At 65.8% G+C, this 25004-nt stretch carries 21 protein-coding genes; 6 read left to right on the top strand and 15 right to left on the bottom strand.

What is annotated here, in order from left to right; translation table 11 throughout:
• Window positions 1–107 precede the first annotated feature (107 nt).
• Window positions 108–1502, bottom strand: coding sequence for a phosphomannomutase/phosphoglucomutase (locus ACFIMZ_RS04805; protein WP_431821634.1), 1395 nt, complete (start codon window positions 1500–1502; stop codon window positions 108–110).
• A 241-nt stretch (window positions 1503–1743) separates the two neighbouring features.
• On the opposite strand from ACFIMZ_RS04805, the gene ACFIMZ_RS04800 reads away from it, so the two are divergent.
• The 5 genes from ACFIMZ_RS04800 to ACFIMZ_RS04780 are packed head-to-tail and all read left to right on the top strand — an operon-like array spanning window position 1744 to window position 7187.
• Window positions 1744–3000 carry a lipopolysaccharide biosynthesis protein gene (locus ACFIMZ_RS04800; RefSeq protein WP_431821633.1) on the top strand — a complete coding sequence of 419 codons (1257 nt, stop codon included), beginning with the start codon at window positions 1744–1746 and terminating at the stop codon, window positions 2998–3000.
• Window positions 2997–3833: a glycosyltransferase gene (locus tag ACFIMZ_RS04795; protein WP_431821632.1), complete on the top strand. Its 837-nt coding sequence runs from the start codon at window positions 2997–2999 to the stop codon at window positions 3831–3833. The genes ACFIMZ_RS04800 and ACFIMZ_RS04795 overlap by 4 nt, the downstream gene beginning before the upstream one ends.
• 43 nt (window positions 3834–3876) lie before the next feature.
• On the top strand, window positions 3877–5013 hold the full coding sequence (locus ACFIMZ_RS04790) for a glycosyltransferase family 4 protein (protein ID WP_431821631.1): 1137 nt from the start codon (window positions 3877–3879) through the stop codon (window positions 5011–5013).
• A 14-nt stretch (window positions 5014–5027) separates the two neighbouring features.
• On the top strand, window positions 5028–6050 hold the full coding sequence (galE, locus tag ACFIMZ_RS04785; protein WP_431821630.1) for a UDP-glucose 4-epimerase GalE: 1023 nt from the start codon (window positions 5028–5030) through the stop codon (window positions 6048–6050).
• A 27-nt stretch (window positions 6051–6077) separates the two neighbouring features.
• Entirely contained in the window at window positions 6078–7187 is a 1110-nt protein-coding gene (locus tag ACFIMZ_RS04780) for an MraY family glycosyltransferase (protein WP_431821629.1), read from the top strand.
• A gap of 82 nt (window positions 7188–7269) precedes the next feature.
• On the opposite strand, the gene ACFIMZ_RS04775 is transcribed toward ACFIMZ_RS04780, so the two are convergent.
• The 14 genes from ACFIMZ_RS04775 to rfbB all read right to left on the bottom strand — a co-directional run bounded on the left by ACFIMZ_RS04775 (window position 7270) and on the right by rfbB (window position 23784).
• Complete coding sequence (locus tag ACFIMZ_RS04775) at window positions 7270–9150, bottom strand: polysaccharide biosynthesis protein (protein WP_431821628.1); 1881 nt, start codon at window positions 9148–9150, stop codon at window positions 7270–7272.
• Window positions 9151–9162: 12 nt separating this feature from the next.
• Window positions 9163–10179, bottom strand: a complete 1017-nt coding sequence (locus ACFIMZ_RS04770) for an MraY family glycosyltransferase (protein ID WP_431821627.1) — start codon at window positions 10177–10179, stop codon at window positions 9163–9165.
• Window positions 10180–10183: 4 nt separating this feature from the next.
• Entirely contained in the window at window positions 10184–11149 is a 966-nt protein-coding gene (locus tag ACFIMZ_RS04765; RefSeq protein WP_431821626.1) for an NAD-dependent epimerase/dehydratase family protein, read from the bottom strand.
• A complete protein-coding gene (locus ACFIMZ_RS04760; RefSeq protein ID WP_431821625.1) occupies window positions 11146–11991 on the bottom strand; it encodes a glycosyltransferase family 2 protein in 846 nt (281 codons plus the stop codon). The genes ACFIMZ_RS04765 and ACFIMZ_RS04760 overlap by 4 nt, the downstream gene beginning before the upstream one ends.
• A 300-nt stretch (window positions 11992–12291) precedes the next feature.
• Complete coding sequence (locus tag ACFIMZ_RS04755) at window positions 12292–13269, bottom strand: rhamnosyltransferase (RefSeq protein WP_431821624.1); 978 nt, start codon at window positions 13267–13269, stop codon at window positions 12292–12294.
• Window positions 13266–17075, bottom strand: a complete 3810-nt coding sequence (locus ACFIMZ_RS04750) for a glycosyltransferase (protein WP_431821623.1) — start codon at window positions 17073–17075, stop codon at window positions 13266–13268. The genes ACFIMZ_RS04755 and ACFIMZ_RS04750 overlap by 4 nt, the downstream gene beginning before the upstream one ends.
• Window positions 17076–17139: 64 nt before the next feature.
• Window positions 17140–17898 (bottom strand): ABC transporter ATP-binding protein, encoded by a 759-nt coding sequence (locus ACFIMZ_RS04745; RefSeq protein ID WP_431821622.1) that lies wholly within the window; start codon window positions 17896–17898, stop codon window positions 17140–17142.
• The gene (locus ACFIMZ_RS04740) at window positions 17895–18707 is read right to left on the bottom strand and encodes an ABC transporter permease (protein ID WP_431821621.1); all 813 of its coding nucleotides are present in this window, start codon (window positions 18705–18707) and stop codon (window positions 17895–17897) included. The genes ACFIMZ_RS04745 and ACFIMZ_RS04740 overlap by 4 nt, the downstream gene beginning before the upstream one ends.
• Entirely contained in the window at window positions 18694–19203 is a 510-nt protein-coding gene (locus tag ACFIMZ_RS04735) for a GNAT family N-acetyltransferase (protein WP_431821620.1), read from the bottom strand. Before ACFIMZ_RS04735 ends, ACFIMZ_RS04740 begins: the two co-directional genes overlap by 14 nt.
• Entirely contained in the window at window positions 19200–20327 is a 1128-nt protein-coding gene (locus ACFIMZ_RS04730; protein ID WP_431821619.1) for a DegT/DnrJ/EryC1/StrS family aminotransferase, read from the bottom strand. The genes ACFIMZ_RS04735 and ACFIMZ_RS04730 overlap by 4 nt, the downstream gene beginning before the upstream one ends.
• A 17-nt stretch (window positions 20328–20344) precedes the next feature.
• The gene (rfbC, locus tag ACFIMZ_RS04725) at window positions 20345–20896 is read right to left on the bottom strand and encodes a dTDP-4-dehydrorhamnose 3,5-epimerase (RefSeq protein WP_431821618.1); all 552 of its coding nucleotides are present in this window, start codon (window positions 20894–20896) and stop codon (window positions 20345–20347) included.
• Window positions 20893–21774, bottom strand: a complete 882-nt coding sequence (gene rfbA / locus ACFIMZ_RS04720; protein ID WP_431821617.1) for a glucose-1-phosphate thymidylyltransferase RfbA — start codon at window positions 21772–21774, stop codon at window positions 20893–20895. Before rfbA ends, rfbC begins: the two co-directional genes overlap by 4 nt.
• Before the next feature lie 32 nt (window positions 21775–21806).
• Window positions 21807–22739: a dTDP-4-dehydrorhamnose reductase gene (gene rfbD / locus ACFIMZ_RS04715; protein WP_431821616.1), complete on the bottom strand. Its 933-nt coding sequence runs from the start codon at window positions 22737–22739 to the stop codon at window positions 21807–21809.
• On the bottom strand, window positions 22732–23784 hold the full coding sequence (gene rfbB / locus ACFIMZ_RS04710) for a dTDP-glucose 4,6-dehydratase (RefSeq protein WP_431821615.1): 1053 nt from the start codon (window positions 23782–23784) through the stop codon (window positions 22732–22734). Before rfbB ends, rfbD begins: the two co-directional genes overlap by 8 nt.
• 344 nt (window positions 23785–24128) lie before the next feature.
• Between rfbB and ACFIMZ_RS04705 the strand changes: the two genes are divergently transcribed.
• Window positions 24129–24965, top strand: a complete 837-nt coding sequence (locus ACFIMZ_RS04705; protein ID WP_431822424.1) for a symmetrical bis(5'-nucleosyl)-tetraphosphatase — start codon at window positions 24129–24131, stop codon at window positions 24963–24965.
• Window positions 24966–25004 lie beyond the last annotated feature (39 nt).

The following is a 25004-nucleotide window of genomic DNA, read 5'->3' as shown; positions in this document are numbered from 1 at the left end:
GCATAAAGACCGGATTTTATCGCGCCCGGCCGGCCCGACCGGCAAAAAGCGGCGGCACGCGTTGCGCGTGCGCCGCTTTTCGGGGGCGAACGTGCCGCCGCCCGCGTTCAGAACGGCAGCTTCACGTCCGGCTTCGCGGCCGTCAGCACGCGGCGGAAGTCTTCCTGGATGCGGGCGAGGCCGTCCTGCGTCTCGGCCTCGAAGCGCAGCACGACAACGGGCGTCGTGTTCGACGAACGCGCGAGACCGAAGCCGTCCGGATACTCGACGCGCAGGCCGTCGATCGTCACGACCTCGTCCGCGCCGTCGAACTTCGCTTCCCTCTGCAGTTTCTCGATCAGGCGGAAGTTCTCGCCCTCGTCGAGCCACAGCTGCAGCTCCGGCGTGCACATCGCGTCCGGCAGCGCGTTCAGCTGCGCGCTCGGGTCGGCCGACTTCGCGACGATCTCGAGCAGGCGCGCACCCGTGTAGAGGCCGTCGTCGAAGCCGTACCAGCGGTCCTTGAAGAACACGTGGCCGCTCATCTCGCCCGCGAGCGGCGCGCCGGTCTCGCGCAGCTTCGCCTTCACGAGCGAATGGCCGGTCTTCCACATCAGCGGGTCGCCGCCCTTCTCCTTCACCCACGGCGCGAGATGGCGCGTGCACTTCACGTCGTAGATGATCTGCGCGCCCGGGTTGCGCGACAGCACTTCCTCGGCGAACAGCATCAGCTGGCGGTCCGGGAAGATGATCTGGCCGTCCTTCGTGACGACGCCGAGGCGGTCGCCGTCGCCGTCGAACGCGAAGCCGAGCTCGGCATCGGTTTCCTTCAGCGCGCGGATCACGTCCTGCAGGTTTTCCGGGTGAGCGGGATCCGGATGGTGATTCGGGAACGTGCCGTCGATGTCGGTGTACAGCTCGACCAGCTCGCAGCCGAGTGCCTTGAACAGGCGCGTCGCGAGCGGCCCGGCGACGCCGTTGCCGGCATCGACGACGAGCTTCATCGGCCGCGCGAGCTTGATGTCGCCGGCGATGCGGGCGATGTACTGCTCCGCGACGTCGATCTGCTCGTACGTGCCGCTGCCCGTCTCGAAGCGCTCGTCGACGATGCGGCGGTACAGCGCCTGGATCTGCTCGCCGTAGATCGCCCCGCCGCGCAGCACCATCTTGAAGCCGTTGTAGTCCGGCGGATTGTGGCTGCCGGTGACGACGATGCACGAATCGACGCGGCGCTCGCCGCCCTTCAGCGCGAGCGGCACGCTGGCCGCGAAATAACCGACCGGCGTCGGCACCATGCCGACGTCGACGACGTCGACGCCCGCCGCACGCAGGCCGTCGGCGAGTGCCCCGACGAGTTCGGGCCCGGACAGCCGGCCGTCGCGCGCGACGACGACCGCGTCGCCGCCGTGCGCGCGCACTTCGCTGCCGAACGCACGGCCGATCGCGCGCGCCGTGTCGGCGTCGAGCGTCTTGCCGATCACGCCGCGAATGTCATATGCCTTGAAGATGGATTGGGAAATCATCGATTCACTCTCGGTTGCCTGCATGGAAAACGTTGGCCGCCTCGTCGCCGGCGCCGGGCCTCGCGCCCGGGGCTTGTCCGGATGGGCCGGGATGGCGGGAGCGATCCCGAACCAACTTATAATCGCTCGTTTTGATTACGCGGATACCGCCCATTTTAATGCCTAGCCGTCCCGCCGCCGCAACGCGCTCGCCCGCCGGCGCCGCTGCGCCCTTCCGACGCGCGCGCCGGCGCAGCACGCCATGCTGAAGCGCCTCGCCAATCCGGACGTCGCGAAAGCCGTCGCGAACCTCGTCTGGCTGGGGCTCGAACGGCTCACGCAGATCGGCGTCGCGATCGCGATCAGCGGCCTCCTGGCCCGCTATTTCGGGCCGGACGTGTTCGGCAAATGGCAGTATGCGAATACGCTGCTCCTCGTGCTGGCGCCGCTCACCTGGGTGTGCGGCGCGGAAATCCTCGTTCCGACCATCGTGCAGCGCAGCGCCGGACAGCTCGGCGCGGTGCTCGGCAGCGCGTTCGCGCTGCGCATCGCCGTGTCGGCCGCCGCGCTCGCCGCGACCTGGGCCGCGATCGCCGCCGGCGCGTTCGACCCGCTCGTCGGCGCGATGCTCGCCGGCCTCGCGGTGACGATGGTCTTTCGCGAGCCGTTCGTCGGCGTCGTCAACGCGTGGCTGCAGAGCATGACCTACAGCAAGCCGCAGCTCGTCACCAGCATGGCCGCGGCGCTCGTCAAGGCGCTCCTCGTCTGGCTGCTGGTGCGCGCCGCCGCCGGCCCCGCCCGCTTCGCGTGGCTGTGGGCGCTCGAAGCGGCCGCGATCGGCATCGTGCTGCTGCTGTATTACCGGCAGCGCCACGGCGGCACGCTCGGCTGGCGCGTCGACCGGCCGACGTTCAGGCACTTCGCGACCGCCGGCACGGTGTTCTGGCTCGGCCTCATCTGCATGTACCTGTTCCTCAAGCTCGATCGCCTGATGCTCGAGCGCCACGTGTCGTTCGCCGATCTCGGCCGCTATGCGGCCGCGCAGCAGCTCAACGAGAACTGGATCACGCTCGCGCTGATGCTCGCGCAGACGATCGCGCCCGCCTTCGTCTACCGCGTGGAGGATGTCGCGCGGCTGCGCCGCAACATCGTCCGGCTGATCGCGATGACGGCCGCCCTGATGACCGCCGGCGCGCTCGTGCTCGATGCCGCCGCGCCGCTCATCATCGGCAAGGTGTTCGGGCCCGGCTACGAAGCGTCGGTCGACATCTTCCGCTGGGCCGTCTGGCTGTCCGTGCCGGCCGGCATCGAAGCGATAGGCAATCTTATCGTTCTCAAATATCAAGCAAAATTCGTCCTGTTGTCGAAATGGGCGCTCGCGCTCGCGATCGCCGCGCTCGTCAACCTGTTCGCGATCCCGCGGCTCGGCCTGTACGGCGCGCTCGTCGGGCTGGCAGGCGGCTATCTTGCCGCCGCCGCGGTAAATTTTTATTACATTCGTTTCAAGCTGCGCCCATGACGCCCCCTATTTCCGCGCCGCGCGATGCCGGCCCGCTCGGCGACGTGGCCGTGCTGATGCCGGCCTACAACGCGCATGACGATGTCGTCCGGACCCTTGCGTCGTTTCGCGAGGACGCGCCGGTGCACGTGCTGATAGTCGACGACGGCAGCACGCCGCCGCTGGCCGTGCCGGACCTGCCCGGCCTCGTGATCGAGGTGCTGCGCATGCCGCAGAACGGCGGCATCGAGCGCGCGCTCGAGGCCGGCATCGACGCGCTCGCGGCGCGCGGCTTCCGCTATGCCGCGCGCATCGACGCGGGCGATCTCGCCGCGCCCGGGCGGCTCGCGAAGCAGCGCGCGTATCTCGATGCGCATCCGCGCGTCGCCTGCGTCGGCATGTGGACGCAGGTCGTGTCGCGCGCCGGCGAGCCGCGCTTCATGCTGACGCCGCCCGCCGATCCGCGCGCGCTGCGCCGCACGCGCTTCCTGCGCTCGCCGCTCGTGCATCCGTCGGTGATGCTGCGGGTCGACGCCGTGCGCGAGGTCGGCAACTATCGCGCGAAATACCGCGCCGCCGAGGATCTCGACCTTTTTTTACGCTTAATGCAACGCTACGATTGCGCGAACCTGCCGGAGCTCGGTCTCTATTACGAGCTCAACGAAGGCGGGATCAGCGCGACCAAGCGGCGCCGCCAGCTGATGTCGACGCTCGCGCTGCTGCTGCGCCATTTCGACGCGCTGAACCCGTACGACTGGGCCGGCCTCGCGAAGAACCTGCTGCATTTCGTGACGCCGTACCGCACGCTGCAGCGGATCAAGCAGACGCTGTTCGCCGCGCGGCCGTCCGCTTAACGCATATTCGGCTTTTTCGACGCTTTATTTTTTGGTTTTTTTCATGACCGCCTCTTCCCCGCTGCGCATCGTGCTGGTCTGCAACACGGCCTGGGCGATCTATACGTATCGCCACGGGCTGATCCGCATGCTCGTCGCGCGCGGCGCCGAGGTGATCGTGGCCGCGCCCGACGACCGCACGGTGCCGCTGCTCGAGCAGATGGGCTGCCGCTACGTGCCGCTCGCGGTCGCGTCTAAGGGCACGAGCCCGCGCGAGGATCTCGGCACGCTCGCCGCGCTGTATCGCCATTACCGTGCGCTGCAGCCGCACCTCGTGTTCCACTACACGATCAAGCCGAACATCTACGGCTCCGTCGCCGCGTGGCTCGCGCGCGTGCCGTCGGTCGCCGTGACGACCGGGCTCGGCTACGTGTTCATCCAGAAGAGCCGCGCGGCGAGCATCGCGAAGCGGCTCTACCGGTTCGCGTTCCGCTTCCCGCGCGAGGTCTGGTTCCTCAACCGCGACGACCTCGCGACCTTCACCGACGAGCGGCTGCTCGCGCATCCCGAGCGCGCGCGCCTCCTGCACGGCGAAGGCGTCGATCTCGAGCAGTTCGCGCCGGCGCCGCTGCCGGCCGATGACGCGCCGGTGTTCATCCTGATCGGCCGGCTGCTGTGGGACAAGGGCGTGCGCGAGTACGTCGAGGCCGCGCGCGTCGTGCGTGCGCAGCATCCGCGCGCGCGCTTCCAGCTGCTCGGCCCGCTCGGCGTCGACAACCCGAGCGCGATCGGCCGCGACGACGTCGACGCGTGGGTGCGCGAAGGCGTCGTCGAATACCTCGGCGAGGCGCACGACGTGCGGCCGCACATCGCCGCCGCCGACTGCGTCGTGCTGCCGTCGTACCGCGAAGGCGTGCCGCGCACGCTGATGGAGGCGTCCGCGATGGGCCGCCCGATCGTCGCGACCGACGTGCCGGGCTGCCGCGACGTCGTCGCCGACGGCGACACCGGCCTGCTGTGCCGGGTCCGCGACAGCGCGAGCCTCGCCGAGCGCGTCATGCAGATGATCGCGCTCGGCCCCGACGGCCGCGCGGCGATGGGTCGGCGCGGCCGGCAGAAGGTCGTCGCCGAGTTCGACGAGCAGAAGGTCGTCGAACGCTACACAATCACGATACGCGCCTTGACGGGCGTCACTCTCTGAAGGAGCACGAAGCCATGACCACGAAGGGAACGATTCTCGTGACGGGCGGCGCGGGCTACATCGGCTCGCACACCGCGGTCGAATTGCTCGATCACGGCTACGACGTCGTCATCGTCGACAACCTCGTCAACAGCAAGGCCGAGGCCGTGCGGCGCGTCGCGCAGATCACCGGCAAGACGCCCGCGTTCCATCAGGTCGACGTCTGCGACGAGGCGGCGCTCGGCAAGGTGTTCGACGCGCACCCGATCACCGGCGCGATTCATTTCGCGGCGCTGAAGGCCGTCGGCGAATCGGTCGCGAAGCCGCTCGAGTACTACCGCAACAACATCGGCGGCCTGCTGACGGTGCTCAAGGTGATGCGCGAGCGCAACGTGAAGCAGTTCGTGTTCAGCTCGTCGGCCACCGTCTACGGCGTGCCGGAGCGCTCGCCGATCGACGAATCGTTCCCGCTGTCGGCAACCAACCCGTACGGCCAGTCGAAGCTGATCGCCGAACAGATGCTGCGTGATCTCGAACTGTCCGACCCGTCGTGGCGGATCGCGACGCTGCGCTACTTCAACCCGGTCGGCGCGCACGCGAGCGGCCTGATCGGCGAGGATCCGGCCGGCATCCCGAACAACCTGATGCCGTATGTCGCGCAGGTCGCGGTCGGCAAGCTGGCGAAGCTGCGCGTGTTCGGCTCCGACTATCCGACGCCGGACGGCACCGGCGTGCGCGACTACATCCACGTCGTCGATCTCGCGCAAGGACACATCGCCGCGCTCGACGCGCTGGTGAAGCGCGACGCGAGCTTCGTCGTGAACCTCGGCACGGGCCAGGGCTACAGCGTGCTGGAAGTCGTGCGCGCGTTCGAGAAGGCGTCCGGCCGGCCGGTTCCGTACGAGCTCGTCGCGCGCCGTCCGGGCGACGTCGCCGAATGCTATGCGAACCCGCAGGCCGCCGCCGACGTCATCGGCTGGCGTGCGAAGTTCGGCCTCGATGAAATGTGCGTCGACCACTGGCGCTGGCAGGAAAACAACCCGCACGGTTTTGTATAATCCGCTGTCCCATTTCCGAGCAATCCCATGCTCAGCTTCGCGTCCGGTTTCATCGTTTCCCTGCTCGTCACGCTCTTCATCGTGCGCTACGCCCATCTGCACGAGAAGTTCTCGATCGACAGCGATCTGGCCGGCGTGCAGAAATTCCATGTGCGGCCCGTGCCGCGCGTCGGCGGCATCGGGATCCTCGCCGGGGTCGTCGCGTCGGCGCTGCTGCTGACGCAGCGCTACCCGACGATCGCCGGCAGCATCCTCGGGCTGGTCGGCTGCGGGATGCCGGCCTTCCTGTCCGGACTCGTCGAAGACCTGACCAAGCGCGTGTCGCCGCGCGCGCGGCTGCTGTGCACGATGGGCGCGGCCGCGCTCGCGTTCGGGGTGCTGCACATCGCGGTCACGCGCATCAGCGTGCCGCCGCTCGACTTCCTGCTCGGCTACGTCGCGATTTCCGCGTTCGTGACGGTGCTGGCCGTCGCGGCGCTCGCGAATGCGGTCAACATCATCGACGGCTTCAACGGGCTCGCGTCGATGGTCAGCTTCATGATGTTCGCGTCGCTCGCGTACGTCGCGTTCCAGGTCGGCGACCCGGTCGTGATGTCGGCGTCGTTCATCATGATGGGCGCGGTGCTCGGCTTCTTCGTGTGGAACTTTCCGGCCGGGCTGATCTTTCTCGGCGACGGCGGCGCTTACTTCATCGGCTTCATGCTCGCCGAGCTCGCGATCCTGCTGGTGATGCGCAACCGCGAGGTGTCCGCGTGGTACCCGGTGCTGCTGTTCATGTATCCGATCTTCGAGACCTGCTTCTCGATCTACCGGAAGAAGTTCGTGCGCGGGATGTCGCCGGGGATTCCGGACGGCGTGCACCTGCACATGCTCGTCTACAAGCGCCTGATGCGCTGGGCGGTCGGCACGAAGACCGCGCACGACCTGACGCGGCGCAATTCGCTGACGTCGCCGTATCTGTGGCTGCTGTGCCTGGTCGCGGTGATTCCGGCGACGCTGTTCTGGCGGCATACGGTGCACCTGTTCACGTTCGTCGTGCTGTTCGCGGTGACCTATGTGTGGCTGTATGTGAGCATCGTGCGGTTCAAGGCGCCGCGGTGGATGGTGGTGCGGAAGGTACGGCGACGTAACGATTGAGCGGCCTGCCGGTTGCAACAAAAAAGCGCCTGACAAGGCGCTTTTTTGTTGCCGCGCCCCGCCCGCCGGCGGGGTCCGGGATTCAGCCGCTCGACGCCGCACGCACCGGCACGCTGTGCAGCACGGGCGCGACGGTCGACTGATACTCGGGCACCCAGCGCCGCAGGTCGCGCCGCACCTCGTCGTCGCTGAGCACGCGATGCTGCATCAGCCACGGCAGCAGCTCGTCGAGCAGGTGGTCCGGCACCTCGCGGGCCCGCGCGATCCGCAATTTCGGATGCGGCGTGCGGGTCGTCGTCTCGTCGTCGGCGAGCAGTTCCTCGTAGAGTTTCTCGCCCGGGCGCAACCCGGTGAAGTCGATGCGGATCTGGTCCTCGGAAAACCCGTACAAGCGAATCAGGTCGCGCGCGAGATCGACGATCTTGACGGGCTCGCCCATGTCGAGGATGAAGATCTCGCCGCCCCGCCCCATGCTCGACGCCTGCAGCACGAGCTGCGACGCTTCCGGAATCGTCATGAAGAAGCGCGTGATCTCCGGGTGCGTGACCGTCACCGGCCCGCCCTTCGCGATCTGCTGCTGGAACTTCGGGATTACGCTGCCCGCGCTGCCGAGCACGTTGCCGAAACGCACGGTCTCGAACTGCGTATGGTCGCTCGTCTGCTGCAGCGCCTGGCACGCCATCTCCGCCAGGCGCTTGCTCGCCCCCATCACGTTGGTCGGGTTGACGGCCTTGTCCGTCGAGATCAGCACGAAATGGCGGACGTCATGGCGAATCGCCGCGCGCGCGACGCGGTACGTGCCGAGCACGTTGTTGCGCAGCGCCTGCCAGGCGTTGAGCTCTTCCATCAGCGGCACGTGCTTGTACGCGGCCGCATGGAACACGATGTGCGGCGCGTGGCGCGACATCACCTGGTCGAGCAGCAGCGAATCCTTCGCATCGCCGATGATCGGCACGACCGGCTGCTCCGGGAAGCGTTCGCGCAATTCCTCGGTCAGCCGGTACATTGCGTATTCGGACAGGTCGAATGCCACGAGCTGCGCGGGCGCGAATCGCAGGATCTGCCGGCACAGCTCCGAGCCGATCGAGCCGCCGGCGCCCGTCACCATCACGACGCGGCCGCGCAAGAGCGCCTCGACGTGCGGCGTGTCGATCGTCACGGCGTCGCGGCCGAGGAGGTCTTCGAGGTCGATCTGGCGGACCTGGGACAGGAACGCCTGGCCAGGCATCAGCGAGGTCAGCGACGGGAGCACCATCGCCTTGACGCCGGCGCGCACGCACAACGTCGCGACGCGACGCTGCGTTTCGACCGATGCGGACGGGATCGCGATAATCGCATACTCGACTTTCATCGCATCGGTCCAGTGTTTCAGATCGTTGAACGATCCGAGCACCTTGTAGCCGTATATCTCGCGCCCCTGCTTCGTGACGTCGTCGTCCAGCAACCCGACGAGGCGCCATTCGCCCGAGCGCGACAGTTCGCGTGCGAGGTTCGCGCCCGCCGTGCCGGCGCCGAGCACCAGCACCGGCTTGCCTTGGCCGACGAGGCCGCCGTACAGGTAGAACTCCTTGGTCGCGCGATACAGCGCACGGGCGCCACCCATGACCAGGAACAGCATCAGCGGGGAGAGCAGCAGTACTGAGCGTGGAATGATCGGATGCGGCTGGAACATGACCGCGCCGATCATCACTATCACGCCGCCTCCCGCGAGCGCTTTCGAGATGCGCATCAGGTCCGGCAGGCTCGCGAACACCCAAAGGCCACGATACAGGCCAAACGTGTGGAACATCAACGCGTAGACGGGCAGCACCCATGCGAGCGCCGTGAGCGCGCCGCGCAGGAAATCGGGCGGGATGCTGCCGTTGAAGCGGACAAGATAGGCGAATATCCAGGCGGCAACCACAGCCAACACGTCGAACAGAAAAGCACTCAGTGAAAGCCACGATGCTTTGGAGCGCAACATCGGCGAGAGACCTCAAGAATTATTGTCAGCGGAAATCCGTGTACGGCGCCAGCGACGATCGATCGCAACACCGATGCAGGCCAGCACGCCATACCAGGCGGCGGCGAGACTCCATTGCTGTAGCGTGGGACGGCCCAGTGCCCAAATGGCAACCATTATGCCTGCGAGCATCACCACGTACCAGTACATGGCCGTGCGCCCGTGTCCGATACCGGAACGCACCATGCGTTGATAGTAATGCTCGCGGTGCGCCTCCCAGAATTTCTCGCCCCGTAACAAACGTCGCAGAAGTGTTACAGATGCATCAGCAATAAAGGGCGCGAACACCATCGCGGGAAACCAGACGGGCCAGGCCCCCCCCCGCCATCCCCAGTAGCCAAGCGCTCCCGCAAGGAAACCCAGCGAGATCGACCCCGCATCGCCAAGAAACAGGCGTGCAGGATGGAAATTCAACAGCACGAAACCGAATGCGGCTCCCGCGACAGCCGCTGATGCAAGGGCCAGATCCGGCAACGCCTGCCCGCCTCCGGCCAGCGCTCCGTACGCATATGCGCCGAAGCCGAACATCGCCATGCCGCCGGCGAGGCCGTCCGCGCCGTCCATGAAGTTGTACAGGTTGATCAGCCAGACCATCAGGAAGCCAACGCAGATCAACGCCCACCATGGCGCGGCCGGATACGCGACGAGGAGCGCGCACACTGCACACAAATGCGCGGCGAACCGCACGCGCGCGGGCAAGCCCCGCCGGTCGTCGACCTGAGAAACGGCGGCGAGCCCAAGCACGCCGCCCGTGATCACCCACAGGTGCGGCGCAACCCACAGAAACGCCGCGACGCACACCGGCGCAATGCCCCAGCCGCCGACGCGCGGCGTCGGACGCACATGGAGCGAACGCTGGTTCGGCACGTCGGTCGCAAGGCGCCATGCGAGGCCGGTCGCGAGCAAGATCCGCAGGATCGCCGTGGTGGCGACCGCCGCCGCGAGCGCGACGACCAGCGCGCCGCTCCAGGAGTGCATTACGATCTGCATCGGATCATTCTTCGTGGTGGCGCGCGTTGAACCATGCGGCGGTCCGCGCGAGGCCCTGCGCTGTCGTATAAGGCGGTTGCCAGGCGAGCACGTCCTTCAGGCGGGACGTGTCCAGTTGCAAGCTCCGCGTCAGCCGGTCGATCTGGTTCGCGCGCCCGGTCAGCGCGCCGATTGCGCGCAGCACCGCCACCGGAACCGGCACGAGCACGGCCCGCTTGCCGAGCGCCCGACCAATCTCCCGCAGCATGTCGCAGACCGAAAGCGTATCGTCGTCGGCGACGTGAAAGCAACCGTTCGCGGCACGTGGATCTATCGCGCAACGCAACAGCGCGTCGGCCAGATTGTCGACAAACACGATGCTGCGTCGCGCGTCGATCGCACCGAGCGGCAGCGGCAGCCGGCGCGACACCGCGTTCATCATCTGCAGGAAGTTGGCCCGCACGCCGGGGCCGTAGACGAGCGGCGGACGCACGATCACGACATCGAGGCCATTCGCCGCGCGCAATTCGGCCAGCGCGCGCTCCGCCTTCAGCTTCGACAGCCCGTACGGATCCCCCGGACGCGGCGGCACGTCCTCGGTCAGCGGCACGCCGTCGTCCAGTTCCGCGACAGCTTTCACGCTGCTCACGAAGACGAAACGCGACACGCCATGCGCGCGCGCCGCACGCGCGAGACGCAGGGTGCCGGCGACGTTGGTCGCATCGAACGCGGCCTGCGGATCGGCTGCGTCGTCGCGCATCACGTGCACGCGCGCCGCGACGTGCACGACGCAGTCCGCGTGCAGGTCCGCGGGCCACGCCGCGTCGAGGCCGTCGAAATCGGCCGGCGCATGGACCCATTCGCGAACCCCCGGTACGCAGTCACTCGGCTGGCGCACGAGCGCAGTCACGTGATGGCCGTGCTCGTGCGCGAGCTTGCACAATGCGCGCCCGACGAAACCGTTGGCGCCGCTCACGACGATGCGACTCACCATAACCTCCAGCCGAAGCGATTGAAAAACCGGACCGCGGATGCCGCGAACATCCGGATGTGCGCCCAGCCTTTGCGCGACGCGCCGCCGCCGTGATGAACGACCTGCACGGCGGGCACATATGCGATCCGCGCGACGTCGTGCGTGCGCAGGCTCAGGTCATAGTCCTCGAAATACAGGAAGTAGCGCGGATCGAAGCCATTGAGCCGCTTGAGCACGTCGGTGCGGAACAGCATGAAGCAGCCGCTGGCGATCGGCGGGTCCCATAGCGGAGCGCACTCGGTGATTACGTCGCGCATCTCGTAGCGCGCAAGCCGCGCCGCGAAGCGGCGGCGCACGCCAACGGGCGCAAAGCCGCGCACGAGCAAGTCGATCAGCGTCGGGAAGCGGCGGCACAGATACTGCAGCCCGCCGTCATCGTCGCGGATGCCCGGCGTCAACAGGCCCGCCTGCGGATGCGCATCGAGGAACGCCAGCGCGGTGAACAACGCCGACGGCGCAAGTTCGATGTCGGGATTCAACACCAGGTGATAGCGGCTTGACGTTCGCTCGATCGCCAGATTGTGGCCTCGTCCGTAGCCGACATTGCCGTGGCCCGACACCGTCGAGCAAGTGACGCGGTTTGCAGACAGCGCGCGCTTGGCGTCCGACACGTCGCCGAGGCCGCCGTTGTCGACCAGCACCAGTTCCGCCTCGAAACCTGGCACGCGCTCGCACGCGTAGGCGCAAGCCTGCGCGAGGCTCGACATCGTTCGCTCCAGCAACGCTTTGTCCGGCCGGTACACGACGATCGAAATGGAGAGGCTGGCGCCCTGGATTGGCGGCAAGTTGTTTGAAGTCATGAAATCATGGATACGTCGCCGTCAGGGCGCGCTGGCCGGCCGTTCGTTACGCGGGGTGACTGCGGCGGTCCAGCACGGAGCCCGCCTGAGTCGCACGATTGTCCGATCGGCTCCGTACCTTTTCCTTTATCTGCCACGTTGCTGCAACTGACGACGGGCCCGCCCGTCCGGCGGACGGTTTAGCGACGTCGAATCGCAGGCGAACAATCTTACCGCCATGACGTCACCTTTCGAAAGACTGACGTCGCTTCCATCCGTACAAGCCTGCAGACCGCTCTACGGATGGCCTCTCCGCGCCACTCAGAACACCCTCGCACCACCCCGCCCTGCATGGCCGTCACGCAGCCCCTGCCACATCCGCAGCAAGCGGACACTCCGCGGCGCGACACCCAGGCCGAAAAATGCGATCGAGCCGATCATGCGCACGAAGAGAAACACGCGCCACGCCACTGGCATCGGATTGCTGCGCAACACGAGCAACGTATTGCGGCACATGTAGTAGTCGCGGACCGGCGAATGCACGAACACATCGCGCCGGCGGCCCAGCCACATCGGAATCACTTCGTCGCCGAGCGAATGATCGAGCAATGCATCGCGCACCGCGAACAGCCCGTAGCCGCAATGCGAGGCGCGCAGGCACCACTCGGTGTCGACATGGTCGATAAACAGGCGTTCGTCCATCGTGCCGACTGTATCGAACACGTCGACACGCACAAGCGTGCCGGACGCGATCAGTAAATCGACACGCCGGACGGCATGCTGTGTCCCGACAACCGGCACCCGATTCAGCCAGAAGCGGCCCGCGACGATAAAGCGCGCGTGCGTACCCGTGCGGCGGTCGATCGTGACCGGGCCGACCGCGCCAACGCGCCGGCCGCTCGCGCGTAGCTGGCGGTCCGACGCAACGAGGCGCGCGACCATGTCGCCAGCGGGAACGCTATCGTGATCGAGCAGCAGCACGTACTGCCGCTCGGGCTGCACGCCTTCGTAGAGACGGCGGACCCGCTCGATGCCGCGATTCTGCGCGGTCGCGATGCCGGCATTCTCACCAAGCGCATCGAGCACGCAATCGTACTGCGCCGCGAGCGCGGCGAGCGGGCCCGCGACATCTGGCCGCGAGCCGTTGTCGACCATCACGATCCGGTCGACCTGCGTGCCGAGCGCGGCGAGTATTGCGCCAAGTGTCGGCAGATCCGGGTTGTACGTGACGATGACGGCCGCGACCCGGTCTTCGCCGACGGCGTGGCGCGCCGGTTCGTTGGCGGAATTCGCGATCATCGGCCGCGCTTCCGCGAGAAGCGCTTCGCCGCACGCGCGACTTTCGTCCGGGCGCGCGCCCGCAGCACCAGCGCGCGAATCCTCGTGTGGCCGAGCCAACGCTGCGCACGGATGTAGGCAACGCCCGCACGGCCAGTCTGTGCGGCGCCCGCGCGGCCGGCGGCCTGCGCTTCGGCGGCAGCGGCAAGCAGGAACTCGCGCCATTGCGCAGCGACCACGTTCTGAGCGTAGTTCCGCCGGATGTCCGCACAGGCCGCGTCCGCGATCCGCTCGCGCAGCGCGGCGTCATTCACCAGCGTCTCAAGCGCGCGATACCACGCATCCGGATTGTGCTCGACGAGGAGCCCCGTCACGCCGTCGGTCACGCTCTCCTTGTACGGCGAGACATTCGTGTAGATGCCGGCGATTCGCATCGCACCGTACTCCCGGTACTTGTTGTTGGTCTTGTACAGGTTCGACGTGAGACCCGCCATTGGCGCGAGCCCGATATCGAGCCCGTACGACGCCTTCAGCCTGATGAATTCCGAATACGACGAGACGTGCGGAACGAATGTGACGCGGCTCTCGCCGATCAACTCGGGCGGACAATACCCGAAGAACACCAGCGTCACATTCGAAAACGTATCGCGCAAGCGCTTGAGAGCCGGCAGGATCTCGACGAAATCCTCGGCGCGCGAGATGCTGCCCGCGAAGCCGACACGCACCTCCCCGTCCGGCTTGACCGGTGCGGGTAGACCGTCGATCAGCGCAAAGTCGAAGGGCGCGTTCAGATGCGTGATCCGCGCGGAAGGGTAGCGCGCCTTGATGTATTCGCCGAGTCGCGGCGCATTGACGAGAATGTGGCGTGCGCCCTGCATCGCACGGTCGAGCGTGATCCGCACGGGCGCGCTCTGGTAGAAGTGCGCGAGCGGCGTATCACCCGTCAGTTCCCAGAAGTTGTCGTCGAGGTAGCACACGTAAGGCACGTCGTGCACGCGCATCCATTCAAGCATCGGCAGCGCCGCAGGGCTCGCGGTCCGGCTCATGATCACGAGCCCGCCTTCCTCGAGCGTCTCCGGCGAGAACTGCGACAGCAGCAGCCGCGTGACGTGACCGTCCGCGCCAAGCGCCTCGGTCATCAAGCGGTGAATAATCTGGTTGGTCGGAATGTTGCCGTCGACGACGAACTTGACGTCGATACGCGCCGGGCCGTCCGCCGCGGCAGCGTCCTCGCCGGGGAGGCGACGGACCTGCCTGCGCGCAGGATCGGGCGCGAGGATTTCCATAAATGGGCTCGGCGGCCCGTAGAACATGCCCAGCCCGCGGCGATTGACGAACTCGAAGACATACACCGGCGATGACGCGCGGCAGCGCACGCGAATGCGCCAGAGCCCCGCCTCCGCGATCTCGACTGGATCGAACGTGAAACGCAGCGGCTGGCCCAGGTCCGCACGCGCGAGATCGCGCTCCGCTCGCGCGACGCGCTGGCCGGCCGGGGAAATGAGCTCAACCGTCGCCGTGCCGGAACGCGGCCCGTCGACCACGAACGCAAACGCGAAGCCGCCGATCGGACCGGCAGGTAGCGCGACGTCGTAGTCGCGGTGCGGCAGCACGTGCAGCCCGTCGCTGAATTCGAGCGAGCTGCCACGGCAGCGCCAGCCGTACTTCACGGTGTCGCGCTTGAGCGCCCAGAACGCGGGGCTGCACTCATCCCACACATCTGACGGGCGTGCCAGCACCCGATGCCGCCACGAATGGCGGCGCATGTGGCGCAGCGTATGAAGCTCCTCGACGCTCCGCGCCCACGCGCCGTCGCGATCGGCATGGACCTGCCCCTGACCGTCGACGATCGCCGCGCTGTGCAACAGCATGTTCAGGCGGCGATACTGAAGCGGCCATGCCGGAACGCCATGCGCGGCCGCTGCGATATCGCGTAACGCGGCCGCATTGATATCGCCCGAGAATTCGCGTCGGCAGAATGCGTCGTTGTTTCGCTTGATTGCCGCCGCATCGACGTGTGCGTCGACGATCCGGCGCAGCACCGCGTACCACCCGTCGCGCTCGAAAGGCTCGTCGACCATCAGCGCAATCGATCCGTCGTCGAGATCCAGGTACGGATCGGTGCGCGGCAGCACGGCCACCGCGTCGACCAGCGTCGCGGTCAGCAGCGGATGCAGGGTCTTGTACGTGTTGTTGCGCGTCTTGCTCGGCGCGAGCAGCATGTAATCGGGTGACAACGCAGCGAACCGCCGCAGCGCGAATGCGTAGCCGTGGTCCCACGGCAGCAGCGTCACGCGCATTGTCGGCGGCAGCGTTTCCAGCATCCCGGTATCGCTCCCCGTGCGAGGCGCGACGAAATGAATACGCTGCCCTTCCTCGGCGATCCGGACGAGCGAGGGCACAATCACATCCCACACGGTGCTCGAGCGGTGCAGGCCGCCCATGAACGCGAACACCAGTTCGTCGGAGTCGGCCCCGCGACGACCGGCAGTCAGCTGCGCGCGCGTCGGCTCGAGCTCGGCGCAGACGACCGGGAAATGCAACGGGCGCGGATGCAGATCGTGCTCACGGAAGTAGTCGACCAGCGGCACGCTGCTCAACAGCACGCCGTCGAACTGCCGCAGATCCTGACGCAACGCGTCGAGCGTGAAGTCCTCGCCCGCCACGCGCGTGTCTCCGGCCGCGACGAGCACCGGCATGTTGTCGTCAAGGAAGTAGTAGGTCGGCACGCCCAGATCGTATGCGGCGTCGAGCCACGCGCGATAGACGCGGATCGCACGCGACACGATCAGCACGGTCGCACGCGCAAGCACCTCGAAATCGGCATTCGGACCGTGGACCACGACGCGCACGCGATGCCGCCACGGCTCTGGCAGCATGTCGAAATACAGGGTGGTCGACGCGTCGTACTGCGTGGTCACGATCAGAATGCAGCCGTCCGCGCCTTCGGCCACATCGGCGCCGGCGTCAAGATGCTCGCCGACCATGCGTCGCGCGAGGTCCGCGCAGGCTTCGCGCGTCGCGCGGTTGTGCGCCGAATTCGGCGCAGTCATCTCGTAGCCGCCGATGCTGCTCGGTCGGAGACGGTCATTGCGGCGCGTGCGCATCCACTCCTCGAGCGCCCACCCGTCGTCTCCGAACACAGCCGAAACGCGCGCGGTCACACCAACCGCGACACCGGCCGCCTTCAGTTCGAAGTGCTCGGACAGCCTGCGCCAGAAATCCCATTCGGCGGCATGGACGAGCAGGACGTGCGGATCGACGAATCCGATCGCCTCGATCGCGTGGCGCGGAATCAGCACCGCATGCCGGCCGACGAAATTCCGCGTACGCAGCTCGGCCATCGAGACACCCATCTCCGACGCCGCAGCGGTGGCGCGGTCCTCATCGACGTGCTCCGCCGTCTCGACGTAGCCAAAATGAACCGACGCGGCATCCGTGCGCGCGCAGGCGAGCAAGCTGTCGAGCGCATCGGCGTAGAACTGGTCGCAGGTCTTCGCGATCACGACCCACGGCGCGCGCGCGCGGGTGAACGCCTCGAGCCAGCCGACGGCGGCAAGGCCGAGCGTCTTTGGGTGGCGCAGCACGCCGACACGTGCATCGCGCTTCTGCGCGTCGTCGAGCCACTCCGCCACCTGCGCGCTGCCGGTATCATCGATGACGACGAGCTGGAGCGCCGCAAGCGATTGGGCCAGCACCGATTCGACGGAACGGGCAAGCTGAAGTACATCGGGTTCGCCCGCATACAACAGCACGGAAACGTCAGGCTGCGCGTACGCTGACTCGGCAAACCATCGTGTTTCCCGGGCTACCGTCTCGAATTTCATTGCACTTCCTTCAACGCGCCCAACCAGAATCCCGTTCGACACTTTCCATCGTTACCAGCGCGCCTTATTGCCCCGCCGTGCGTTCATACACTTCGAGCACCTGCTTCGCCGGGCCGTCCATCACGATTTCGCCCTTGCGCAGCCAGATCACGCGTTCGCAGAACTGCTCCAGCATCTCGAGGCTGTGGCTGGAGAACACGAGGATCTTCCCCTGCTCCATAAATTCGTGCATCCGGCGTTTCGCCTTGTTCGCAAACTGCACGTCGCCCGCCCCCATCACCTCGTCGAGCAGAAGGATCTCGGGGTTGATCGCTGTCGAGACCGAGAACGCGAGGCGGATGAACATGCCCGCCGAATAGGTCTTCACCGGGTAGTCAAGGAATTCGCCCAACTCGGAGAACTCGCCGATCTGCTGGATGCGTTCCTCGACCTGCGCCGGCGTGAGGCCAAGCAACATACCGCGAATGCGGATGTTGTCCCAGCCGGTCTGCGTCATCTCGAAGCCGGTCGCCAGTTCGAACATCGCCGACACATGGCCGTTGATCTCGGTGACGCCCGTCGTGGGCGGATAGATGCCGGCCATCACTTTCAGGATCGTGCTCTTGCCGGCGCCGTTCAGGCCGATCAGGCCGACGCGCTCGCCGTGCGTGATCTCGAGATTGATGCCCTTGAGCGCGTGCACGTGACGGCGCTCGTGCGTGATGCTCGGCGCCTGCCGGCGGCGCAGCGCGTTGATCACTGTCGACTTCAGACTGTCCGTGCGCGCGGATACGTCGAACGAGACGCCGACGTCGCGCAGGCTGATATTGAGGTTTTGCGTCATAGCACGTACACGATCCGCCGAGACATTTTTTTCACCACGATCATCGCGAGAATGCCGACCACCGCGCAATAGCAGAGCGCTACGTAGATGACGTCGAGCGGCGCCGATGCGCTGTTGAGCAGCGGATAGCGCATGATCTCGATCAAGTAATAAAGCGGATTGAACGCATAGACGAACGACAGCCCGCGGTCCTTCAGCATCGTGACAGTGAAAATCACCGGCGTCATGTAGAAAGCGATCTGCAACAAGCTGCCGAGCAGGTGCGGCAGGTCCCGGAAGCGCACGCCAACGTGCGAGACGATCACCAGGTGAAAAAAGTTGATCATGATGAACAGCACGAACCCGGGGATCGCCCACAGCGTGCCCCAGCCGACGTGGCGCTCATAGAACGCCATCACGGCGAAGAAAACCAGCAAGCCGATCGCGAATACGATCGTCGGCGGCACGAGCGCCCGGAACAGGTAGATCGGCTTCGGAAACGGAAACTGCTTGATGTAGCCTTCCGCCGCGACGAACGCCATTCCGCCGTCGACCAGCGACGACGTGATGAACGTCCAGATCACGATACCAAGCGTGAGGAACGGCAGGAACTCGTTCATCTGCTGGTGAAACAGACGGCCGTAGATCAACCCGACCGCGCCGACCACGGCCGCCAGGTTGACGAGAATCCAGCCCGGCCCGAGGGCCGAGCTGCGAAACCGGCTCTTCACGTCCTGAAGCCCCATGTGGAGCCAAACACGCCACAACTTGGCAGCGCTGACGAACTCTCTCAACGATGAATTCGCACTAGCACTGTTATAGGTAATCATCGATTCTCCGATCCATTCGAACCAAACCATCGGCGCGGCTGCACTCTTCGAAGCCGAGCTTCCGGTACAACTGCCGCGCCCGCTCATTGGATTCGAGCACTTCGAGATAGACGGACGTCAGCGACAATTCACGCGCCGAGAATCGCATCAGCACGTCGATCGCCTCCTTCATCAGCCCCTGCCCGAGGAACTCGGGCGCCGCAACGAAACGGCCGACCTCGGCCGTCCGCGCGTCGCGGTCGATTGCATAGATCGCGACCTGCCCCACCCGCTCCCCGGTGGCGGCAAGCTTGGCGATGAATACGAGATCGTCCGGCTTTTCGGTGTAGCGCACGAACCATCCATGATGCTGTTCGTATGCAAGCAGGTCAGAGTTCTTGAACTGCTTGCGCGCACCGTCCCGGTTGCGCCATTCCAGCGTTGCCGGCAGATCGGCCTCCGCAAGCAGACTCAGCCGGATGCGTCCGTGTGTGTACGGTTCGTGCGCGTGCTTCATGCTGCGTAGCGAATGATGAGTTCGGCGATCAGCTCGACGTCCTTGCGCGACACGCGCATGTGCATCGGCAGCGACAGGATCTCGTTCGACGCCGCGTGCGCGTTCGGGCACTGGCCCTTGCCGCTTGCGTACATGCGGTACTCGGTGTTGTCGCGGTAGTGCACGCCCGGGTAGACCTCGTGCTCGTTCAGCGCGAGCATCAGCTCGTCGCGGTTCTTCACGCGGACCTGGAACAGGTGGCGCGACGATTCGCAGCCTTCCGAGATCGTGACGAGGCGGATCTTCTCGTGACCGGACAGCAGCTCTTCGTACCAGTTGGCGAGCTGACGGCGATATGCGTTGTCGTTGTCCAGATACTTGAGCTGGACGAGGCCGATTGCGGCCATGATCGAGTTGCCGTGGTACTTGTAGCCAACTTCCTCGACGTCGTACATCCACTTGTACGCACCCTGCGATGCAGTCCGGGCGTACGTGTCCTTGTTGATGCCGAGCCAGCTCATCTTGCGCACGCGTGCATCGTCTTCTGCGTCCTTGAAGCAGATCATGCCCGAGTCGGCCGTCGGCAGATTCTTCACCGCCTGGAAGCTGAACACGGTGACGTCGGCGTCATGGCCGACGTGCTTGCCTTCATAGCGGCTGCCCGACATGTGCGCCGCGTCGAGGATCACCTTGATGCCGCGCTCGCGGCACAGCTTCAGCACGCGCGCGTATTGACCGACGTTGCCGCCGATGCCAACGAAGATGATCGCGCGCGTCTTGTCGGTGATGCGCGCCTCGACGCTTGCCGGGTCGAGGCACAGCGAATCGTCGACGTCGGCGAAGACCGGCGTCAGGTTCGAGTACAGGATCGCGTGGTTCGACGACACGAACGTCAGCGGCGTCGTGATGACTTCGTCGCCGTCCGCCCAACCGAACTTCGTCTTGAACAGTTCGACAGCCAGATGCAGCCCGACCGTGTTCGAGCTCAGGAAGTGAGCATGCTGCAGCCCGGTGTAGGCCTTCCATGCATCTTCGAACTGGTTGGTCTTGAAACCGAGTCCCGTCCAGCCCTTCTCCAGGCACTCGCGGATTGCTTCCAGGCACTCGTCGACGCGAAAATGCGGCACGAACAATTGAATGGCCATTGTAATTCTCCTAGTCTTTACTCGAATGTTTCGGCGTCTGCCAAAGTGAGAGCCTGCTGGTCTTTCGTTGAGAGGATCGGCTCGCCGTCCATCGGCCAGTCGATCTTGAGCGCAGGATCGTTCCAGAGGATCGAGCGCTCGTATTGCGGCGCGTAGTAATCCGTCGTCTTGTACAGGAATTCCGCGTACTCGGAGAGCACGACGAACCCGTGCGCGAAGCCCTCGGGCACCCACAGCTGCTTGCGGTTCTCGGCCGACAGCTCGACGCCGACCCAGCGGCCGAAATTCGGCGAACTGCGGCGGATGTCGACGGCGACGTCGAACACGCTGCCGGAGACGACGCGAACCAGCTTGCCCTGCGGATTCTGGATTTGGTAGTGCAGCCCGCGCAGCACGTTCTTCGCGGACCGAGAGTGATTGTCCTGAACGAATTCGCGGTCGACCCCGGTGCCTTCCCTGAAGGCCTTCGCGTTAAAGCTCTCGTAGAAAAAGCCGCGCGCATCGCCGAAGCACTTGGGCTCCAGGACGAAGACTTCCGGCAGCGTGGTCGCTTCGATGGTGAAATTCATGCTACCGATTCCTTAAGCAGCCGGCTCAGGTACTGACCGTACTCGTTCTTCGACAGTTCGCTCGCGAACCGCCCGAGGTCGTCGGCGGAGATCCACTTGTTGCGGTAGGCGATCTCCTCCGGGCACGCGACCATCAGCCCCTGCCGCTTTTGCAGCGTCGAGATGAACGTCGACGCCTCCTGCAGCGAATCGTGCGTGCCGGTATCGAGCCACGCGTAGCCGCGGCCCATGATCTCGACGTCGAGCTGTTGCGCGTGCAAGTAGGTCAGGTTGACGTCGGTGATTTCCAGTTCGCCGCGCGCCGACGGCTTGATGCCTGCCGCGATGTCGCAAACCTGGTTGTCGTAGAAGTAGAGGCCCGTCACCGCGTAGTTCGAGCGCGGCACCTTCGGCTTCTCCTCGAGCGACATGGCGCGGAAATTCGCATCGAATTCGACCACGCCATAGCGCTCCGGATCGTGCACGTGATACGCGAACACGGTCGCGCCGTTTTCGACGGCCGTGGCGCGCGCCATCAGCGCGTGCAGATCGTGACCGTGGAAAATGTTGTCGCCGAGGATCAACGCGGACGGATCGTTGCCGACGAAGTCGCGGCCGATGATGAACGCCTGAGCGAGACCGTCCGGCGACGGCTGCACCGCATACTCGATGTTGAGCCCCCAGCGGTTGCCGTCACCCAGCATGTCCGAAAAGCGCGGCGTGTCCTGCGGCGTCGAGATGATCAGGATGTCGCGAATCCCCGCCAGCATCAGCGTGCTCAGCGGGTAGTAGATCATCGGTTTGTCGTAGACTGGCAGCAGCTGCTTCGATACCGAACGCGTGATCGGATACAGGCGCGTCCCCGATCCCCCGGCCAGAATAATTCCTTTACGTTTCATGTGACTCTCGGAGAGTTGGTCATACACCCGCGTTACATCATGAGCTGCGCCGCTTCGACCAGCTGATCTAGGACGTAGTCCACACCGTGCTCCCAGGTTGGCAGCGCGATGGCGAACGTTTCGCGCAGTTTTGCCGTATCCAGCCGCGAATTCGCAGGTCGGGGCGCGGCCCCCGGATACGCGCTCGCGGGAATCGGACGAACCGCGTCTTCAGCGACGCGCAGTTCAACGCCTTTCGCCCGCAGCAAACGGAGCGCATAGTCGGCATATGCGAACCAGGTCGTCTCGCCGGCCGCCGCCGCGTGATAGACACCCGACGGGAACTGCTCCGGCGCCGCGAGGTAGCGCGCGATCATCACCGCGGTAATGTCCGCGATCAAGTGCACCGGCGTGGGTGCGCCGAACTGGTCGGCGACGATCGACAATGCATCGCGGCGCCGCGCAGCGCCGACGATCGTCTTCAGAAAGTTGCCGCCGTGCAGGCCGAATACCCAGCTCGTGCGGATGATCGCGTGCGCGGCACCGCTCGCCTCGACCGCGCGCTCGCCGTCGAGCTTTGACTGCCCATACGCCGACAGCGGATTGGGCGTGTCGGACTCCCGATACCAGCCGTCCTTCGCGCCGTCGAACACGTAATCCGTTGAATAGTGGACCACGAGGCTGCCCAGTCGCGCCGCCTCGCGAGCCAGCACCGCCGGCCCTTCGGCGTTGATCGCTTGCGCGAGCTCGCGCTCCGATTCGGCGCGGTCGACAGCCGTGTAGCCGGCAGCGTTCACGACGATTCGAGGCCGCAGGTTCTGCATGACCTGCTCAATCTTCGCGCGGTCGGTCAGGTCGAACGCGGCGCGATCGAGTGCCGTCACGTCACCCAGCAGGCTCAATGCCCTGCGCAGCTCGAAGCCGAGCTGTCCCCGCGCGCCGGTAAGCAGAATCGCCGGACGCGTCAATTCGCCCTGGTCAGCCATACTGGCGCGATACCCAATTGCGGTATTCGCCCGACGCCACTTCGTCGACCCACACCTGATTGTCGAGATACCAGTCGACGGTCTTCGCGAGCCCCGTCTCGAACGTCTCGGCCGGCTTCCAGCCCAGCTCGCGCTCGAGCTTGCGCGCATCGATCGCATAGCGGCGGTCGTGGCCAGGACGATCCTTCACGTAGGTAATCTGGTCGCGATATGAGCCTGCCGCCTTCGGGCGGGCCTTGTCGAGCAGGTCGCACAGCGTGTGCACGACGTCGAGATTCTTCTTCTCGTTCCAGCCACCGACGTTATACGTCTCGCCCGGCACGCCGCGCGCGAGCACTTCGCGAATCGCGCTGCAGTGATCGCCGACGTACAGCCAGTCGCGCACGTTCTGGCCGTCGCCGTAGACCGGCAGCGGCTTGCCCGCGAGCGCATTCGCAATCATCAGCGGAATCAGCTTTTCGGGGAACTGGTACGGACCGTAGTTGTTCGAGCAGTTCGTCGTCAGCGTCGGCAGACCATACGTGTGATGATAGGCGCGCACGAGATGGTCGGAGCCCGCCTTCGTTGCGGAATACGGACTGTTCGGCGCGTACGGCGTCGTTTCGGAGAATTGCGGATCGGTCGCGGACAGCGAGCCGAACACTTCGTCGGTCGACACGTGCAGGAAGCGGAACGCGCCCTTGTCGGCCTCGTCCAGGCCATTCCAGTACGTACGTGCTGCCTCGAGCAGCGTGAACGTGCCGACGACGTTGGTCTGCACGAACTCTGCCGGCCCGTGGATCGAGCGGTCGACGTGGCTTTCGGCTGCGAAGTGCAGGACAGCGCGCGGCTTGTGCTCGGCGAACAAAGCATCGAGCGCGGCGCGATCGCAGATGTCGACGCGCGCAAACACGTGTTTCGGATTCCCTTCCAGCGACTGAAGCGTGCGAAGGTTGCCAGCGTAGGTCAGCTTGTCGACGTTGAGCACGGCTTCATCGGATTGATGCAGCCAGTCGAGTACAAAATTGGCACCGATAAAACCCGCGCCGCCCGTAACCAGGATCATGAGGCTCCCTCTAGAAATTCACGACAAGCATCGCTCCGGACCTTGCCGCGTCGGATATTGCAAGTGGCGACATCGTCCGAGCCACCTCAAGCCCGGCATTTTAACCGGTCGCCATGCCCGCCATAGTCATCTGATGTTAATTTTCGCGGGGAAAGCGACAATTATAAGAAGCCCCCTGACGCAAAAGCCATGCCGCTAACAACTTGAAACAGCGGTTCGAACCCGCATCGACCACAAAAACACTTGTCCAATCAATCATTTCGCATAGCTCGTTGATTGCGCGAACGGACCATTTTGTCGAATTTTCTCTACCAAACCACCCAGACTTGCGCTCCTCCGACCTCATGCCCCTTGCCCCCATCGCCATCGGCGACATCCAAGGCTGTCACTCCGCTTTCCTCTCGCTGACGGAAAAGCTCGCTGCCCCGCCCGACACCCCGCTCTGGATTGCCGGCGACGTCGTCAACCGCGGCCCGGCCTCCCTCGCCGCCCTGCGCGCGCTCGTCGACCTCGGCCCTCGCGCCACCGTCGTCCTCGGCAACCACGACCTCCACCTGCTCTCCGCCGCAGCGGGCATCCGCACCGAGCGCCCCGGCGACACGATCGGCGAGATCCTCGACGCGCCGGACGCCGAAGCGTTGCTGGAATGGGTCCGCCATCTTCCGTTCGCGCATTTCGAGCACGGGATGCTGCTCGTCCACGCGGGCGTCCTGCCGCAATGGGACGTCACGCTCGCGCTGGAGCTCGCCGATGAACTGCAGCGCGCGCTGCGCGCGCCGGACTGGCGCGACACGCTCTCGCACCTGTACGGCAACGAACCGAACCAATGGCATCCGAACCTGAAAAAACGCGACCGGATGCGCGTCGCCTTCAACGCGTTCACGCGCATCCGCTTCTGCACGCCGGACGGCGCGATGGAGTTCCGCGCGAGCGGCGGCCCCGCCAGCGCGCCGCCCGGCTACCTGCCGTGGTTCGACGTGCCCGGCCGCCGCACCGAAGACGTGACAGTCGTGTTCGGACACTGGGCCGCGCTCGGCCTGATGCTGCGCGACAACGTCATCGCGCTCGATTCGGGGTGCGTATGGGGAAATCAGCTGTCGGCCGTGCGCCTGACGGCCGATCCGGCCGAGCGCACGGTCACGCAGGTGCAATGCGAAGCGTGCCGCACGCCGGGAGAGTGAGGAGAGTGAGCGCACGGGCGCGCTGGCGCCCGTTCACGC

Origin of the sequence: Burkholderia sp. F1, assembly GCF_050813845.1 — a bacterium.
Lineage (GTDB): Bacteria > Pseudomonadota > Gammaproteobacteria > Burkholderiales > Burkholderiaceae > Burkholderia > Burkholderia ubonensis.
The sequence above is the reverse complement of the archived record's forward strand: the minus strand, read 5'-3'. Positions and strand labels throughout refer to the sequence as shown.

What these genes read in the sequence shown, in the direction of transcription:
- ACFIMZ_RS04805 (WP_431821634.1), bottom strand. Translation starts at nt 1,502, where the DNA reads ATGATTTCCCAATCCATCTTCAAGGCATATGACATTCGCGGCGTGATC.
- ACFIMZ_RS04800 (WP_431821633.1), top strand. Translation starts at nt 1,744, where the DNA reads ATGCTGAAGCGCCTCGCCAATCCGGACGTCGCGAAAGCCGTCGCGAAC.
- ACFIMZ_RS04795 (WP_431821632.1), top strand. Translation starts at nt 2,997, where the DNA reads ATGACGCCCCCTATTTCCGCGCCGCGCGATGCCGGCCCGCTCGGCGAC.
- ACFIMZ_RS04790 (WP_431821631.1), top strand. Translation starts at nt 3,877, where the DNA reads ATGACCGCCTCTTCCCCGCTGCGCATCGTGCTGGTCTGCAACACGGCC.
- galE (WP_431821630.1), top strand. Translation starts at nt 5,028, where the DNA reads ATGACCACGAAGGGAACGATTCTCGTGACGGGCGGCGCGGGCTACATC.
- ACFIMZ_RS04780 (WP_431821629.1), top strand. Translation starts at nt 6,078, where the DNA reads ATGCTCAGCTTCGCGTCCGGTTTCATCGTTTCCCTGCTCGTCACGCTC.
- ACFIMZ_RS04775 (WP_431821628.1), bottom strand. Translation starts at nt 9,150, where the DNA reads ATGTTGCGCTCCAAAGCATCGTGGCTTTCACTGAGTGCTTTTCTGTTC.
- ACFIMZ_RS04770 (WP_431821627.1), bottom strand. Translation starts at nt 10,179, where the DNA reads ATGCAGATCGTAATGCACTCCTGGAGCGGCGCGCTGGTCGTCGCGCTC.
- ACFIMZ_RS04760 (WP_431821625.1), bottom strand. Translation starts at nt 11,991, where the DNA reads ATGACTTCAAACAACTTGCCGCCAATCCAGGGCGCCAGCCTCTCCATT.
- ACFIMZ_RS04755 (WP_431821624.1), bottom strand. Translation starts at nt 13,269, where the DNA reads ATGATCGCGAATTCCGCCAACGAACCGGCGCGCCACGCCGTCGGCGAA.
- ACFIMZ_RS04750 (WP_431821623.1), bottom strand. Translation starts at nt 17,075, where the DNA reads ATGAAATTCGAGACGGTAGCCCGGGAAACACGATGGTTTGCCGAGTCA.
- ACFIMZ_RS04745 (WP_431821622.1), bottom strand. Translation starts at nt 17,898, where the DNA reads ATGACGCAAAACCTCAATATCAGCCTGCGCGACGTCGGCGTCTCGTTC.
- ACFIMZ_RS04740 (WP_431821621.1), bottom strand. Translation starts at nt 18,707, where the DNA reads ATGATTACCTATAACAGTGCTAGTGCGAATTCATCGTTGAGAGAGTTC.
- ACFIMZ_RS04735 (WP_431821620.1), bottom strand. Translation starts at nt 19,203, where the DNA reads ATGAAGCACGCGCACGAACCGTACACACACGGACGCATCCGGCTGAGT.
- ACFIMZ_RS04730 (WP_431821619.1), bottom strand. Translation starts at nt 20,327, where the DNA reads ATGGCCATTCAATTGTTCGTGCCGCATTTTCGCGTCGACGAGTGCCTG.
- rfbC (WP_431821618.1), bottom strand. Translation starts at nt 20,896, where the DNA reads ATGAATTTCACCATCGAAGCGACCACGCTGCCGGAAGTCTTCGTCCTG.
- rfbA (WP_431821617.1), bottom strand. Translation starts at nt 21,774, where the DNA reads ATGAAACGTAAAGGAATTATTCTGGCCGGGGGATCGGGGACGCGCCTG.
- rfbD (WP_431821616.1), bottom strand. Translation starts at nt 22,739, where the DNA reads ATGGCTGACCAGGGCGAATTGACGCGTCCGGCGATTCTGCTTACCGGC.
- rfbB (WP_431821615.1), bottom strand. Translation starts at nt 23,784, where the DNA reads ATGATCCTGGTTACGGGCGGCGCGGGTTTTATCGGTGCCAATTTTGTA.
- ACFIMZ_RS04705 (WP_431822424.1), top strand. Translation starts at nt 24,129, where the DNA reads ATGCCCCTTGCCCCCATCGCCATCGGCGACATCCAAGGCTGTCACTCC.